Annotated in this window: 16 protein-coding genes and 1 tRNA gene; 2 read left to right on the forward strand and 15 right to left on the reverse strand. The window is 71.2% G+C overall.

The features are described from left to right. Positions 1-16: 16 nt before the first annotated feature. Both WBG99_RS13600 and WBG99_RS13605 read right to left on the reverse strand, forming a co-directional pair. Positions 17-223, reverse strand: a complete 207-nt coding sequence (locus WBG99_RS13600) for a hypothetical protein (RefSeq protein WP_338896566.1) — start codon at positions 221-223, stop codon at positions 17-19. A 122-nt stretch (positions 224-345) separates the two neighbouring features. Then, positions 346-427, reverse strand: a tRNA-Tyr gene (locus tag WBG99_RS13605). A gap of 246 nt (positions 428-673) precedes the next feature. Here WBG99_RS13605 and WBG99_RS13610 point away from each other — a divergent pair. Next, a complete protein-coding gene (locus WBG99_RS13610) occupies positions 674-1,162 on the forward strand; it encodes a YajQ family cyclic di-GMP-binding protein (RefSeq protein ID WP_338896567.1) in 489 nt (162 codons plus the stop codon). A gap of 109 nt (positions 1,163-1,271) precedes the next feature. Here the strand turns inward: WBG99_RS13610 and WBG99_RS13615 are convergent, their stop codons facing one another. Then, on the reverse strand, positions 1,272-1,538 hold the full coding sequence (locus WBG99_RS13615) for a GlsB/YeaQ/YmgE family stress response membrane protein (protein WP_338896568.1): 267 nt from the start codon (positions 1,536-1,538) through the stop codon (positions 1,272-1,274). Positions 1,539-1,690: 152 nt separating this feature from the next. On the opposite strand from WBG99_RS13615, the gene WBG99_RS13620 reads away from it, so the two are divergent. Continuing rightward, complete coding sequence (locus WBG99_RS13620) at positions 1,691-2,947, forward strand: APC family permease (protein ID WP_338896569.1); 1,257 nt, start codon at positions 1,691-1,693, stop codon at positions 2,945-2,947. 64 nt (positions 2,948-3,011) lie between these two features. Here the strand turns inward: WBG99_RS13620 and WBG99_RS13625 are convergent, their stop codons facing one another. From WBG99_RS13625 to WBG99_RS13680, 12 genes are all read right to left on the reverse strand, one after another. After that, positions 3,012-3,410: a YccF domain-containing protein gene (locus tag WBG99_RS13625; protein WP_338896570.1), complete on the reverse strand. Its 399-nt coding sequence runs from the start codon at positions 3,408-3,410 to the stop codon at positions 3,012-3,014. Beyond that, complete coding sequence (gene htpX, locus WBG99_RS13630; protein WP_338896571.1) at positions 3,407-4,270, reverse strand: zinc metalloprotease HtpX; 864 nt, start codon at positions 4,268-4,270, stop codon at positions 3,407-3,409. Before htpX ends, WBG99_RS13625 begins: the two co-directional genes overlap by 4 nt. Before the next feature lie 163 nt (positions 4,271-4,433). Then, on the reverse strand, positions 4,434-5,987 hold the full coding sequence (locus WBG99_RS13635) for an NADH-quinone oxidoreductase subunit N (RefSeq protein ID WP_338896572.1): 1,554 nt from the start codon (positions 5,985-5,987) through the stop codon (positions 4,434-4,436). Continuing rightward, a complete protein-coding gene (locus WBG99_RS13640) occupies positions 5,984-7,558 on the reverse strand; it encodes an NADH-quinone oxidoreductase subunit M (protein ID WP_338896573.1) in 1,575 nt (524 codons plus the stop codon). The genes WBG99_RS13635 and WBG99_RS13640 overlap by 4 nt, the downstream gene beginning before the upstream one ends. Positions 7,559-7,564: 6 nt before the next feature. Next, on the reverse strand, positions 7,565-9,559 hold the full coding sequence (locus tag WBG99_RS13645; RefSeq protein WP_338896574.1) for an NADH-quinone oxidoreductase subunit L: 1,995 nt from the start codon (positions 9,557-9,559) through the stop codon (positions 7,565-7,567). Beyond that, positions 9,556-9,963 (reverse strand): NADH-quinone oxidoreductase subunit NuoK, encoded by a 408-nt coding sequence (nuoK, locus tag WBG99_RS13650; RefSeq protein ID WP_338896576.1) that lies wholly within the window; start codon positions 9,961-9,963, stop codon positions 9,556-9,558. Before nuoK ends, WBG99_RS13645 begins: the two co-directional genes overlap by 4 nt. Beyond that, positions 9,963-10,622 carry an NADH-quinone oxidoreductase subunit J gene (locus WBG99_RS13655; RefSeq protein WP_338896577.1) on the reverse strand — a complete coding sequence of 220 codons (660 nt, stop codon included), beginning with the start codon at positions 10,620-10,622 and terminating at the stop codon, positions 9,963-9,965. Before WBG99_RS13655 ends, nuoK begins: the two co-directional genes overlap by 1 nt. Then, on the reverse strand, positions 10,619-11,122 hold the full coding sequence (locus tag WBG99_RS13660) for an NADH-quinone oxidoreductase subunit I (protein ID WP_338900330.1): 504 nt from the start codon (positions 11,120-11,122) through the stop codon (positions 10,619-10,621). The genes WBG99_RS13655 and WBG99_RS13660 overlap by 4 nt, the downstream gene beginning before the upstream one ends. 113 nt (positions 11,123-11,235) lie before the next feature. Beyond that, on the reverse strand, positions 11,236-12,204 hold the full coding sequence (locus WBG99_RS13665; protein ID WP_338896578.1) for a complex I subunit 1 family protein: 969 nt from the start codon (positions 12,202-12,204) through the stop codon (positions 11,236-11,238). Next, positions 12,201-13,742: an NADH-quinone oxidoreductase subunit C gene (locus tag WBG99_RS13670; RefSeq protein WP_338896579.1), complete on the reverse strand. Its 1,542-nt coding sequence runs from the start codon at positions 13,740-13,742 to the stop codon at positions 12,201-12,203. Before WBG99_RS13670 ends, WBG99_RS13665 begins: the two co-directional genes overlap by 4 nt. Further along, a complete protein-coding gene (locus WBG99_RS13675; RefSeq protein WP_338896580.1) occupies positions 13,739-14,395 on the reverse strand; it encodes an NADH-quinone oxidoreductase subunit B family protein in 657 nt (218 codons plus the stop codon). Before WBG99_RS13675 ends, WBG99_RS13670 begins: the two co-directional genes overlap by 4 nt. Then, on the reverse strand, positions 14,386-14,781 hold the full coding sequence (locus WBG99_RS13680; protein WP_338896581.1) for an NADH-quinone oxidoreductase subunit A: 396 nt from the start codon (positions 14,779-14,781) through the stop codon (positions 14,386-14,388). Before WBG99_RS13680 ends, WBG99_RS13675 begins: the two co-directional genes overlap by 10 nt. Positions 14,782-15,008: the final 227 nt, after the last annotated feature.

The raw sequence follows: 15,008 nt of genomic DNA on the forward strand, positions 1-15,008 counted from the left end.
ACGGCGGAGCCCCGCGTCAGAACAGCGGCAGCTGACCAGGGAAGTCGGGAACGACGAACCCGTCGAGCGCGGGCTGGGCCGCCCCGATCCGGGCCGGCCTGCGCGACCCGGGACACGACACCAGGACCCCGCTCGCCCCCGGCGGATCGTGCCGTGCGAACCGCCCCGCCACGACGGCGATCTCACGACGGCACTCGGGGCAGCTCCTGCGACGCGATGACATGCGGTCAGTGTGCCCCGCGGGCCGTGCGGACTCCCCGCATCCGTCGCGCCCCCGGTCGTACACGCGAACGAAGAAGCCCCTCCCGAACTGCTCTCACAGTCCGGAAGGGGCTTCCATCCACGTGGCGGCGCCAGGATTCGAACCTGGGTAGGCTAAGCCGACGGATTTACAGTCCGCTCCCATTGGCCACTCGGGCACACCGCCTGGGATCTGCCGCCCTTCGGAACCGCTTTTCGGCGGTGCTCCGTGGCGACGACGTAAACGATACCTGATGCCCAGGGGTGCTTCGCCACCTGATTGATCAGTACTCGCAGGGGGCCGGGTGGCTAGGCTTGTCCGGATGCGGTCCGGGACATACGCCGGGCTCGGCGGTCGTCTACCGCGCGCGCCGATACGCACCCGATGGTCCCGACAAGCCCCCCGACACCCCGATACAAGGAGCCACAGGACATGGCCGACTCCAGTTTCGACATCGTCTCGAAGGTCGAGCGGCAGGAGGTCGACAACGCCCTCAACCAGGCCGCCAAGGAGATCTCTCAGCGCTACGACTTCAAGGGCGTCGGCGCCTCGATCTCGTGGTCCGGCGAGAAGATCCTGATGGAGGCGAACTCCGAGGAGCGGGTGAAGGCCGTCCTCGACGTCTTCCAGTCCAAGCTGATCAAGCGCGGGATCTCCCTCAAGGCCCTGGACGCGGGTGAGCCCCAGCTGTCCGGCAAGGAGTACAAGATCTTCGCGTCGATCGAGGAGGGCATCTCCCAGGAGAATGCCAAGAAGGTGGCGAAGATCATTCGCGACGAGGGCCCCAAGGGCGTCAAGGCCCAGGTCCAGGGCGACGAACTCCGCGTCAGCTCCAAGAGCCGCGACGACCTGCAGGCCGTGATCGCCCTCCTCAAGGGCAAGGACTTCGACTTCGCGGTGCAGTTCGTCAACTACCGGTGACCCGCCGGTGGTCGGAGTCGTAAGTGGAAGGGTGGGCATCCGGGTTCGGCCGGGTGCCCACCCTTTTTCGCTGCCGACTGCGGGTTCGGGGTGGTGGGGGCGTAGGTGCTCAGCGGCGGGAGTGACCGAACAGGAGGCGGTAGGCGATCAGCAGGACCAGGGAACCGCCGATCGCCGCCGCCCAGGTGGCGCCGTCGTAGAAGTCCCTGGAGATCGGGTGGTCCAGCCAGCGGGCGGAGATCCAGCCGCCGGTGAAGGCGCCCGCCACGCCGATGAGGGTGGTGCCCAGGAAGCCGCCCGGGTCCCGGCCCGGCAGCAGGAACTTGGCGATGGCGCCGGCCAACAGCCCCAGAATGATCCAGCCGATGATGCTCATGCCGTGAACCTGCCCTTTCGTGCTGTACCTGTGCTGTGTTTCCCCCCACAGAGGCCAGGTGCCGTGGTGTCGCGCCCTGTTGTCGTGCCCCGTTGTCGTGGAGGACGTCTCGTTGACGTCTGCCGGTTGCACCGATCAGTAGGGTGCGGTCCATGACACAGGCTGGATCGGATGCCCGGCTGCGCCGCAGGCTCGGGGTCGGGGACGCCGTTGTCATCGGGCTGGGGTCGATGGTCGGCGCGGGCGTCTTCGTGGCGCCGGGCCCCGCCGCACGCGTTGCCGGGTCCGGGCTGCTGCTCGGGCTCGGGGTGGCCGCCGTGGTCGCGTACTGCAACGCGATGTCGTCGGCGCGGCTGGCGGCCGTGTATCCGGCGTCGGGCGGCACGTATGTGTACGGGCGTGAGCGGCTCGGGGACTTCTGGGGGTATCTGGCCGGCTGGTCGTTCGTCGTCGGCAAGACGGCCTCGTGCGCGGCGATGGCGCTCACCGTGGGCGCGTACGTGTGGCCGGGGCAGGCGCACGCCGTCGCGGTCGCGGCCGTGGTGGCGCTGACGGCCGTGAACTACGGCGGTGTACAGAAGTCGGCCGGGCTGACGCGGGCGATCGTGGCCGTGGTGCTGGCGGTCCTCGCCGCCGTGGTGGTCGTGTGCCTGGGGTCCGGCGCGTCGGATGCCGGGCGGTTGGGCAGCGGGGCGTCGGGGGGTGTGGGCGGGGTGCTGCAGGCGGCCGGGCTGCTGTTCTTCGCGTTCGCCGGGTACGCGCGGATCGCGACCCTGGGCGAGGAGGTACGGGACCCGGCGCGGACCATCCCGCGGGCGATCCCGCTGGCGCTGGGCATCGCGCTGGTCGTGTACGCGGCCGTCGCCGTCGCGGTCCTGTCCGTGCTGGGTTCCGACGGGTTGGGGCGGGCCACGGCTCCGCTGGCCGACGCGGTACGGGCGGCCGGGGCGCCGGGGTTGGTGCCCGTGGTGCGGGTGGGGGCGGCCGTGGCCGCGCTCGGGTCGCTGCTGGCACTCGTCCTGGGCGTCTCGCGCACGACCCTCGCCATGGCCCGGGACCGGCACCTCCCCAGCGCCCTGGCCGCCGTCCATCCCCGCTTCAGGGTGCCGCACCGGGCGGAGCTCGCCGTCGGTGCCGTGGTCGCCCTCCTGGCCGCCACGGTCGACGTGCGGGGCGCCATCGGGTTCTCCTCCTTCGGAGTCCTCGCCTACTACGCCGTCGCCAACGCGTCCGCCTGGACCCTGAGTCCGGCGCCCGTCGCACGGATCGTGCCGGTGGTCGGGCTCGTCGGGTGCGTGGTCCTCGCCTTCGCGCTGCCCGGGGTGTCGGTTGGCTCGGGCCTGGCCGTACTGGGCGTGGGGGCGGTCACGTACGGCGTACGGCGGTGGTGGGCTGGGCGGAGCCGCTGAACGTGTAGGGCAGCGGGACGCCCCTCGGCCGCTGCGGCTGCCCCGCCCTCCCGGGCGCTCCGCTCTACCAGCGCTGCTGGGCGAAGGGCTGGTCGGAGCGGACGATCTCGCGGCCCAGCGGCATCAGCGAGACCGGGACGAGCTTGAAGTTGGCGATGCCGAATGGGATGCCGATGATCGTGATGCAGAGCGCGATACCCGTGAAGATGTGGGTCAGCGCCAGCCACCAGCCCGCCAGGACCAGCCACAGGATGTTGCCGAAGCAGGAGGGCGCGCCCGCGTCTCGGCGCTCGACCGCGGTGTATCCGAAGGGCCACAGGGCGTAGATGCCGATGCGGAACGACGCGATGCCGAACGGGATGCCGATGATCGTGATGCACAGAAGCAAGCCTGCGAACAGGTAGCCGAGGAAGAGCCAGAAGCCGCTGAGGATCAGCCAGATGATGTTGAGAATGGTCTTCACTGGGGGCGACCTGCCATCTTCTCGAGTCGGGCGATGCGTTCCGCCATCGGCGGGTGTGTCGAGAACATTCTGGAGAAGCCCCGGCCCGGCCGGAAGGGGTTCGCGATCATCATGTGGCTCGCGGTCTCGATCCGGGGCTCGGGGGGCAGCGGGAGCTGCTTGGTTCCCGCTTCCAGTTTGCGAAGGGCACTGGCGAGGGCCAGAGGGTCGCCGGTGAGCTGGGCGCCGGAGGCGTCCGCCTCGTACTCCCTGGAGCGGCTGATCGCGAGCTGGATGAGGCTCGCGGCGAGCGGACCCAGGATCATGACCAGCAGCATGCCGAGGAGGCCGGGGCCGTCGTCGTCGTCCGAGCGACCGATGGGGATCAGCCAGGCGAAGTTCACCAGGAACATGATCACGGAGGCGAGGGCGCCGGCGACCGTCGAGATCAGGATGTCGCGGTTGTAGACATGGCTCAGCTCGTGGCCGATGACGCCGCGCAGCTCTCGCTCGTCGAGCAGGCGGAGGATGCCGTCGGTACAGCACACGGCCGCGTTGCGGGGGTTGCGGCCGGTCGCGAACGCGTTCGGGGCATCCGTCGGGGAGATGTACAGGCGGGGCATGGGCTGGCGGGCCTGGGTGGAGAGCTCGCGGACCATGCGGTACAGCGCCGGGGCCTCGAACTCGCTCACCGGGCGGGCACGCATCGCGCGTAGAGCGAGCTTGTCGCTGTTCCAGTACGCGTACGCGTTCGTGCCGAGGGCGATGAGGACCGCGACGAGCAGGCCCGTGCGGCCGAAGAAGCTTCCTATGCCGATGATGAGTGCGGACAGCCCCCCGAGGAGTACGGCGGTCCTGAGCCCGTTGTGCCGGCGGTGCACGGTACGCCCTCCAAGTCGTGCGGCAGGGGAACCCTTTGCCTGCTGTTGCTGTCGACTCCACTTCTCAGTGGACTCTCCCGTACCGGTCAACGCCAGGCGGGGAGTACTAGTTCCCTTGTGCACGCGGCCCGACCGGTGGGCCGGCCGGGTGAAGGCGGGCTCGTCAGAAGAGGCTGGTGTCGGCGAAGCGCAGGACGAGCTGGGGTGCGCCGGAGAGGGCGATGCCGACGATCCCGGTCAGGGCGAGGGCGGCCGTCAGTGGTGCCGGGACGCGATGCGGCAGGGCGCCGGCGCTGTCGCCTTCGGGGGCGCGGAACAGCAGGGCGGTCCACTGGAGGTAGTAGAAGAGGGCGATCACGACGTTGACGGCCATGACGACGGCGAGCCAGCCGAGGCCGGCGTCGACGGCCGCCGAGAAGACGGTGACCTTGGCGAACAGGCCGATGATGCCCGGCGGCAGCCCGGCGAGGCAGAGGAGGAAGAAGGCCAGGAGCAGGGCGGGCAGGGGGCTCGACGCGTACAGGCCCCGGTAGTCGCTGACGCGGTTGAGGGTCTTCGTACGGCCGACGAGGGCGGCGACGGCGAAGGCGCCGAGGTTCACGGCCGCGTACATCAGGGCGTAGGCGACGGTGGAGCCGATGGTCTTCTCGGCGTCGTCGGTGTTCTCGGCGTATGCCGCCGCCGCGATCGGCACCAGGAGGTAGCCGGCCTGGCCGACAGAGGACCAGGCGAGCAGCCGGACCGCGCTGTGGGCGCGCGTGGACTGCTGCCGCAGGGCGCCGACGTTGCCGACGGTCATGGTGAGGGCGGCCAGTGCGGCGAGGGCGGGTCCCCAGACGTCGGCGTACGACGGGAGGGCGACGACGGTGACGAGGATCAGGCCGGAGAAGCCGACCGCCTTGCCGACGACCGAGAGGTAGGCGGCTACCGGCAGGGGGGCGCCCACGTAGGTGTCGGGGACCCAGAAGTGGAACGGTACGGCGGCCGTCTTGAAGGCGAAGCCGATGAGGGTGAGGACGACGCCGGCCTGCGTGAGGGTGTGCAGTTGGCCGTCGACGTCCTGGATCCGCTCGGCGATCTCGGTGAGGTACAGGGTGCCGGTGGTGGCGTAGAGGAAGCTGACGCCCAGCAGGCTGACGGCCGTGGCGGTGACGGACGACAGGAAGAACTTCAGGGCCGCCTCGGAGGACCGCTTGTCGCCGTTCCGGATACCGACGAGGGCGAAGGCCGGCAGGGAGGCGACCTCCAGGGCGACGATGAGGGTCGCGAGGTCGCGGGAGGCGGGCAGGAGGGCGGCACCGGCGGCGGAGGACAGCAGCAGGAACCAGAACTCCCCTTCGGGGAGTTCCTTCTTTTCGTCGTTCAGGGCCGTCATCGACAGCAGGGCGGCGACGAGGGCCCCGCCGAGGACGAGCAACTGGACGACGAGGGTGAAGCGGTCGGCGGTGTAGCTGCAGACGTCCGGGGTGCCGGTCAGGCAGAAGGTGGCGCGGTCGCCGTCCAGAAGGGGTACGAGGGCCAGCAGGGAGACGGCGAGGCCCGCGACGGAGGTCCAGCCGAGGAGGGGCTTCCGCTTGTCGCCCACGAAGAGGTCGGCGACGAGCACGGCGAGGCCGGCGACCGCGGCGATGGTGGGCGGCGCGATCACGAGCCAGTCGACGGACTGGACGACGGACTCGGCCAGGGCCTGGGTCGGCGGCTGGGCCAGGACGCTCAACGGATGCCTCCTGCGAGGAGCTGCTGCACGGCCGGATCGGTCAGACCGAGGAGGGCCGCGGGCCAGAGGCCGGCGAGGACGGTGAGGGCGACGAGCGGGGTCCAGGCCGCGAACTCGTACGTCTGTACGTCGGCGAGCCGCGTCCCTTCCTTGGGGGTGGCGCCCATGCAGACGCGGCGGACCACGATCAGCAGATACGCGGCGGTGAGGAGCGTGCCGAACGCGGCGATCGTCATGAAGGTGAGGAAGGCCGGGCGGCTGAGGCCCTCGGCGGGCCGGAACGCTCCGAACAGCGCCAGCATCTCGCCCCAGAACCCGGCCAGACCGGGCAGGCCGAGGGAGGCGACGGCGGCGAAGGCGAGCAGGCCGCCGAGGCGCGGGGCCCTGCCGTAGAGGGCGGCGCCGGTCTCCTGCGCGAGGGTGTCCAGGTCGGTGGTGCCGGTGCGGTCCTTCAACGCGCCGACCAGGAAGAAAAGCAGGCCGGTGATGAGACCGTGCGCGATGTTCGCGAAGAGCGCGCCGTTGACGCCGGTCGGGGTCATCGTGGCGATACCGAGGAGCACGAAGCCCATGTGGCCGACGGAGGAGTACGCGATGAGGCGCTTGAGGTCGCCCTTCGCGCCCTGCTTGGCGAGGGCGAGGCAGGCCAGCGAACCGTAGATGATGCCGACGACCGCGAGGGCGGCGAGGTACGGCGCGAAGGTACGGAACCCGTCGGGTGTGATCGGCAGCAGGATGCGGACGAAACCGTAGGTGCCCATCTTCAGCAGGACGCCCGCCAGCAGGACCGAGCCGACGGTCGGGGCGGCTGTGTGGGCGTCCGGCAGCCAGCTGTGCAGCGGCCACATCGGGGTCTTCACCGCGAGGCCGATCCCGATCGACAGAACGGCGATGACCTGCACGGATGTGGTCAGCTCAGGGTGATTGTCAGTGGCGAGTGCCACCATGTCGAATGTGCCCGCCCTGAGTCCGATCAGGAGCAGGCCGAGCAGCATGACCACGGAACCGAGCAGGGTGTAGAGGATGAACTTCCAAGCGGCCCGCGTGCGTTCCTCGCCGCCCCAGCGGGCGATGAGGAAGTACATCGGGATGAGCACCATCTCGAACGCGAGGAAGAACAGCAGCAGGTCGAGGACGGCGAAGGTCGCGAGGGTGCCGGATTCGAGGACGAGCAGCAGGGCGACGAATGCCTTCGGGGACGGGCCCGCAGGCATCTTGAAGTAGGAGTAGAGCGCGCAGAGGAAGGTCAGCAGCGCGGTCAGGACCAGGAGGGGGAGGGAGATTCCGTCGATTCCGAGGTGGATGCGCACGTCGAGTGCGGGGATCCAGCTGATGTCCGTGGTGGCCTGCATCTTCGACGGCTGGTCGTGGTCGAAGCCGAGCGCGATGGCGATCGCGGCGATGAGGACCGCGCCGGTCACGGTCATGCCGTGGCGGAGTACGGCCTGCTCGGGTGACTTTCCCTTCAGTCCGGGCGGCGCCGGCAGGAGAGCGGCGGCGGCGCCGATGAGCGGGCCGACGACGACGAACGCCAGAAGGAACTGCATCACGGACTCGTTGATATCGATCACGCCTGCTCACGCTCCCGTGGCGACGACGAGGGCGGCGACCACCAGGACGACGGTGCCGGCGAGCAGCGCGCTCACATAGGTCTGCACATTGCCGGTCTGGGCCCGGCGGACAGCCGCGCCCAGCAGGCGGGGCAGGGCGCCCGCGCCGTGTACGTAGGTGTCGACGACCTCGCGGTCGAGGAACCGGACGAGACTCGCGCCGGCCTGGACCGGGCGGACGAAGAGGGCCGTGTAGACGGCGTCGATGTGGAAGCCGGCGGCGGCGTGGCGGTGCAGCGGGCCGAGCAGGAGGCGGCCCGGGTCCGCCGGGTCGGGTGCCGAGGCCACGTTCCCGTAGGCGGGGGTGTGGCTGGCAATGGCCTCCGCCTCGACCGTGGCGGCGTCCGCCTCGGGGTGGGCCGCGACCGCGCCGAGGGGCGCGCGGGCAGCTGCCGCCGTGGTGTGCCGCCAGGCCGCGTAGGTCACCAGGGCTCCGATCAGGGCGACGCCCGTGCCGAGGACGGACGTGGTGAGGGTGGGGGCCAGATCGTCGCCGTCGAACCAGTCGGGGAGTCTGCCGTAGGCGAGTGCGCCGAGGGCGAGGGACGGGACGGCGAGCACCCACAGCACGACGGTCATGGTGCGCGGCTGGCGACCGTGGTCGGGGGCTTCGGCGCCCTTGCCGTGGAAGGCGAGCAGCCACAGCCGAGTGGCGTACGCGGCGGTGAGCAGGGCGGTGAGGACGCCGGCGACGAGGACGGTCCAGCCGGCGGCGCCGGGGATGTGCTCGGCGTGGCCGGTGGCGGCGTGCTCGGCGGCGCCGAGGACGGACTCCTTGGAGAAGAACCCGCTGAAGGGCGGGATCGCGGCGAGGGCGAGCAGCGCCACGGTCATCGTCCAGAAGGCGTCCGGGACGCGGGCGCGCAGGTGGCTCATGCGGGACATGGCGGCCAGGGAGTTGGTGCCGGCGGCGTGGATGATCACGCCGGCCGCGAGGAACAGCAGCGCCTTGAAGGCGCCGTGGGAGAGGAGGTGGAAGACGGCGGCTCCTCGGTCACCGACGGCGAGGGCCCCGGTCATGTAGCCGAGCTGGCCGATCGTCGAGTAGGCGAGGACGCGCTTGATGTCGTCCTGGGCGAGGGCGGCGAGCGCCGAGCCCGCCATGGTGAGCGCGGCCATGACGGCGAGGACGACCAGGGCCGCCGAGGAGGCGGCGAAGAGCGGGAGGAGGCGCGCGACGAAGTAGACACCGGCGGCGACCATCGTCGCGGCGTGGATCAGCGCGGAGACGGGCGTGGGGCCCGCCATCGCGTCGGGGAGCCAGGTGTGCAGCGGGAACTGGGCGGACTTGCCCGCGACACCGGCCAGGAGCAGCAGGGCGATCAGGGTGGGGTGGTCGACGCCGCCGCCGGCGACCGTGTCGAGGATCCGGGTGATGCGGAAGGAACCGGCGTCCCCTGCGAGGGCGAACAGACCGATCAGGAAGGGGACGTCACCGAGCTTGGTGACCAGGAATGCCTTGAGGGAGGCGGCGCGGGCCTGCGGGGTCTCCCAGTAGTGGCCGACCAGGAAGTACGAGCAGATACCCATGATCTCCCAGCCGACCAGGAGCACCATCAGGTCGCCGGAGTAGACGACGAGGAGCATCGCGGAGGTGAAGAGGGAGACGAGGGCGGCGTAGGAGGGGTAGCGGGGGTCGTCGCGCAGATAGCCCGTCGAGTAGATCTGCACACAGGTCGCGACCAGGCCGACCAGGACGGCGACGAGGGCGGCGAAGCCGTCGATGTGCAGGGCGAGTTCGACGGGGACCGAGCCGGTGGGGGTGAGCTGGGTGGCCGCGTCGACCGGGCTGTCGCCGCCGTGGCGGACGGCGACCAGTGCGGCCAGGGCGAAGGCCGCGAGGGTGGGCAGTACGGCGAGGGGGCGGACGAAGCCGGGGGCGGTGCGGCCGAGGAGCAGGCCGGCGGCGGCGCCGAGGAACGGGAGGAGGGGGACGAGGACGGCGAGGGTGGTCGTGGTCACGCGGTGGCCTCGGCCTTCTCGCTCCGGCCGGACGGGTCGGCCGTGGCGGTGGCCTCGTCGGGGGCGTCGGGATCGTCGGTCTCGCGGCCCTCGGCGGTGTCGCGGAGCTTGTCGATGTCCGCGGTGCCCCGGTTGCGGTGGACGGCGAGGACGATCGCCAGGCCGATGCCGATCTCGGCGGCGGCGATGGTGATGGTGAACAGGGTCAGGGCCTGGCCGGAGTGCAGGGTCTCCTCGGCGGCCTTGCTGAGCCAGACGTCGAAGGCGACGAGGTTGAGGTTGACGGCGTTGAGCATCAGCTCGACCGACATCAGGACGAGGATCGCGTTGCGGCGGGCGAGGACGCCGTACAGGCCCGTGCAGAACAGGAGGGCGGAGAGCACGACGGGATAGGCGAGGTGCATCAGCGGACGCCTCCCTTGGATCCCTCGGATCCCTCGGGTTCCTTGGATTCGTCGAGCCCCTTCGACCCCTTGGTCTCTGTGCCCGGCCTGGGTGCGCCGGATGCCTTGGCCGGGTCGGCGTTCGTCTTGGCCTTGCGGGAGAGGACGATCGCGCCGACCAGGGCGGCGAGGAGGAGGACGGAGAGGGCCTCGAAGGGGAGCACCCAGTTCTGGAAGAGGCTTTCGCCGGTGGTCCTCGTGGAGCCGGCGGCGGGGCCGTCGAGGTCGATCCAGGTGGTGCGGAAGGCGTCGACGACGACCCAGACGAGGGCGGCGGCCGAGGAGACGGCCACGGTGAGGGCGGCCCAGCGGTTGCCGGAGTCGGCGTCCGGGGAGCGGCCGATGGGGGCCTTGGTGAGCATCAGACCGAACAGGAGGAGGACGACGACGGAACCGACGTAGATGAGGACCTGCACCCAGGCGATGAACTCGGCGGTGAGCAGGAGGTACTCGACGGCGAGACCGCCGAGCGCCACCACCAGCCACAGGGCGGCGTGCACCAGCTGCCGGGTGGTGACGGTGACGATCGCCGCGCCCAAGGTGACCAGGCCGACGAGGAGGAAGGCGATCTCGACGCCGGTCGGGGAGAGAAAGCCGTGGGGTGGCTGGGCGAGGATCACGACTCCCCTCCCCGGCTCTCGTTCGGCTCGGCCTGGGCCGCCGCCAGCTTCTCGGCGGATTTGCGGGCTGCGGCAAGTTCCTTGGGTTCTTCGGCCGAGGGGTCCAGGGCGGGTGGGGAGGGGACCGTCCACATCCACTCGCGGAGCTTGTCGCGTTCGTGGGTGAGTTCGTGGATGTCGGTCTCGGCGTACTCGAACTCCGGGGACCAGAAGAGTGCGTCGAAGGGGCAGACCTCGATGCAGATACCGCAGTACATGCAGAGGGAGAAGTCGATGGCGAAGCGGTCGAGGACGTTGCGGCTGCGCTCGCGACCGCCGGGGGCGGCGGGCGGGACCGTCTCCTTGTGGGAGTCGATGTAGATGCACCAGTCCGGGCACTCGCGGGCGCACAGCATGCAGACCGTGCAGTTCTCCTCGAAGAGACCGATGACGCCACGGGTGCGGGGCGGGAGTGCGGGCTGGACGTCCGGGTACTGCTCGGTGACGGTCTTCCTCGTCATCGTGCGGAGGGTGACGGCCAGACCCTTGGCCAGGCCGGAACCGGGGATCGACGGACGGGGCCGCCCGGAGGGCGTCGTCGAGGGGTGCTGGTCGGGCGACGGGCGGGACATGGTTACCGGATCACCACCTTGACGACGCCGGTGAGGGCGATCTGGGCGAGGGAGAGTGGGACGAGGAGGGTCCAGGAGAGCTTCTGGAGCTGGTCCTCGCGCAGGCGGGGGTAGGTGACGCGGAGCCAGATGACGAGGAAGGCGAGGACGGCGGTTTTCAGGAGGGTCCAGACCCAGCCGAGGCCGTCGGCGCCCCAGGGGCCGTGCCAGCCGCCGAGGAAGAGGACGGTGGTCAGGCCGCACAGGAGGACGATTCCGGCGTACTCGGCGAGGAGGAACAGGGCGAAGCGGAGGCCGGTGTACTCGGTGTAGGCGCCGAAGATGATCTCCGAGTCGGCGACGGGCATGTCGAACGGGGGGCGCTGGAGTTCGGCGAGGCCGGCGACGAAGAAGACGATCGCGCCGACGATCTGCCAGGGCAGCCACCACCACTCGAACGCGTCGAGGATGCCGACGAGGGAGACCGTGCCGGCCGCCATCGCCACCGAGGCGGCGGTGAGCAGCATCGGGAGTTCGTACGCGAGGAGTTGGGCGGCGGTGCGGAGGCCGCCGAGGAGGGAGAACTTGTTCGCGGAGGCCCAGCCGGCCATGAGTGAACCGAGGACGCCTACGCCCATCACGGCGAGGACGAAGAAGATGCCCGCGTCGATGACCGTGCCGACGGCGCCCTCGCCCGGACCGATCGGGATGGCGAGGAGGACGAGGAGGTAGGGGAGGAGGGCCACGGCCGGGGCGAGTTGGAAGATGCGACGGTCGGCTCCGGCCGGGACGACGTCTTCCTTCTGTGCGAACTTCACGCCGTCCGCGACGAGTTGGGCCCAGCCGTGGAAGCCGCCGGCGTACATGGGGCCCAGGCGGCCCTGCATGTGGGCCATCACCTTGTGTTCGGTCTGGCCGATGATCAGGGGGAAGGTGAGGAAGACGACGAAGACGAGGAGGAGTCGCAGGGCGACGTCCAGAGCGTCGTTCACTGCCGGCCTCCTGTAGGGGGTTCGAGGTTGGGAGGTTCGGGGTCGGGGGTCTCGTCGGCGGGCGCGTCGGTGTCGTCAGGTGTGCCGCCGTCGGGGCTTTCGCCGGGAGGGGCCTCGTCCGGGGGTGTGCCGGGTGACTTGGGTCGCTGCGGTGGGGTGCCGGGAGCGGGGGTGCGCCCGGCTGAGTCGGCCGCGTCGGAGTCGAGGGCGGAAGCGGGCTCGACGGTCTCGGCCTCGTCCGGGGCTGCCTTGGCGCGGGGTACGGCGTCCGGCTCGTCGAAGGCGGGGCGCGCGTGGTGCCAAGGCGCGTCCGCGCTGCGCGGGGCGGGGCGCGCAGGGCGCGGACGTGCGGTGGGCTCGGCGGGGCCGGAGGACTCTGCGGGGGGCGTGCGTCGGCTCGCCGGGCCTTCGGACGCGCTGCGGGAGCGGCGCGGTGCGGCCGGAGGCGTTGGCTCAGCGGGGGGCGGCTGGTGGCCGGGGGCCGGCTGCTGCTCCGATGCGGCACCCGGCTCCGCGGAGGTGGCCCGGTCTCCGGGAGCGGTGCGCTCCTCGGACGCCGGCTGCTCCCCGGCAGCGGTCCGCGATCCGGCGGCCGGGGGCTCTGCTGGGGAGGGCCCCGCTGCGGTCCGGGACCGTTGCGTGGCTGAGCCCTCGCTCGCGCTGCGCGCGCGGCGCGGGGCCGTAGGGCTGTCGGCACCGTCACGGGCCGTACCCGTCGCGGTCTGGCTCGCGGAGCCCTCGGCCGCCGAACGGGTGCGACGCGGCGACCCCGGAGCAGCCGACCCATCCCGCACCGGACCACCCCCCACCTGGCTCGCCGAACCCTGCGATGCCGAGCGGGTGCGGCGTGGGGTGGTGGCGGGGGCTTCGGGGTCTTCAGTGGAGGGCCGGCCGGCCGAGTCTTCGTTTGCCGAGCGGGCTCGGCGGGCCGGGCGGTCGGCGGGGCCTCGGGCGGGGCGGGCGGGGGCCGGGGGGAGTTGGCCCTTGAGAGGGCCCCATTCGTTGGGGTCGGGGACGCCGGGTGGGAGCATCTGGCGGCGTTTGGGGGCGCCGTGTTCGGACTCGCCCGGTTCCTTGGCACCTGGCCAGGCCTTGGCGACGCGCGCGGCGAGGACGAAGTCCTTGCGGAGGGGGTGGCCCTCGAAGTTCTCGGGGAGGAGAAGGTGGTCCAGGGCGGGATGGCCCTCGAAGCGGACACCGAACATTTCGTGGGTCTCGCGTTCGTGCCAGGCCGCGCCGGCGTAGATGTCCACGGCGGTGGGCAGGACCGGGGACTCGTGCGGGACCGTCGTACGGACGAGGAGACGTCGGACGGGGTCCAGGGCGACCACGTGGGCCGACACGCGCAAGCCCGTGCCCGGTTCGTCGACCGCGCTGAGCCAGTCGAAGTAGGTGCAACCCAGGGTGGAACGGGCCGTGCGCAGGGCCTCCGTCCAGGATGCGGGCGGGACGTCCACGGTGAGGACGGCGTACGACTCCTCGGCCGTGGCCTCGGGGCCGAAGAGTTCCTCGGCGGGGGCGGGCAGCCAACCTGTCACTCGTCACCCTCCCCGGCACCGGTACTCGTCCCGCCGCCGGGCGCGGCCGACGGCGGCTTGACCAAGTCGCTCTGCAGGGCCGCCGGCGACGGGCGGGACCCTGCCGCGGCCCCCGTCCCCGTACCGGGGCCGTTCCCGTAGCGCTCGCTCAGGGACTCTCGGGAGATCTTCTCCTGGAGTTTCAGGATGCCCTGGAGGAGGGCCTCGGGGCGGGGCGGGCAGCCGGGGACGTAGACGTCGACCGGGATGATCTGGTCGACGCCCTTGGTGACGGAGTAGGAGTCCCAGTAGGGGCCGCCGCAGTTGGAGCAGGCGCCGAAGGAGATGACGTACTTGGGCTCCGGCATCTGCTCGTACAGGCGCTTCACGGCCGGGGCCATCTTGTCCGTGACCGTGCCGGAGACGACCATCAGGTCGGCCTGGCGCGGGCCCGGGGCGAAGGGGATGACGCCGAGGCGGATGAAGTCGTGGCGGGCCATGGACGCGGCGATGAACTCGATCGCGCAGCAGGCGAGGCCGAAGTTGAAGACCCAGAGGGAGTACCGGCGGCCCCAGTTGAGGATCACCTTCATCGGCTCGGGGGCGAGGCGGGCTAGGGCGCCCAGCCGCTTCGGCTCCGGGAGGAGAACGGGTTCCGCGGGGTTCACGTCCATGCCAGGACGCCCTTCTTGTACGCGTAGAGCAGGCCCACGGCCAGGAAGCCGAGGAAGACGAACATCTCGACGAGCGTCGTCGCGCCGTAGCCGGGGTCGGCGAAGACCGTCGCCCAGGGGAAGAGGAAGATCGAGTCGATGGCGAAGATGACGTAGAGGAAGGCGTAGACGTAGTAGCGGACCTGGGTGTGGGCCCAGCCCTCGCCGACCGGGTCGACGCCGCACTCGTACGTCAGGAGCTTCTCCCGCGTGGGGACCTCGGGCCGCAGCAGCCGTCCCGCGCCGAAGGCGACGGCGACGAAGAGCACGCCCACGGCGGCGAGCAGTCCGACCACCGAGTAGGACTCGAAGTAGTCCGCCGCTGTGGCGACGGTCGGTTCCGGCATGTCCGTCCCTCGCTCCCTGGCCTGGCGACGTGTACGTACGGCGACACGGACGCTGTACGTGGGTCGCTGTTCGACGATCTGTACGCACGGGAGTCTAGGCCCTGCTAAGGAGACCGTAAGCAGCCCGTCACGGCTCGGCACGCCCCGGGGCGCGGGCCCGGCCGTGCCCGGCCGTTCCGGTTCGGCCGGTCGGCACGGCGTGGTGGGGTTTTCCCCGGGGCTGCGGG

It is taken from the genome of Streptomyces sp. TG1A-60 (genome assembly GCF_037201975.1).
Classification (GTDB): domain Bacteria; phylum Actinomycetota; class Actinomycetes; order Streptomycetales; family Streptomycetaceae; genus Streptomyces.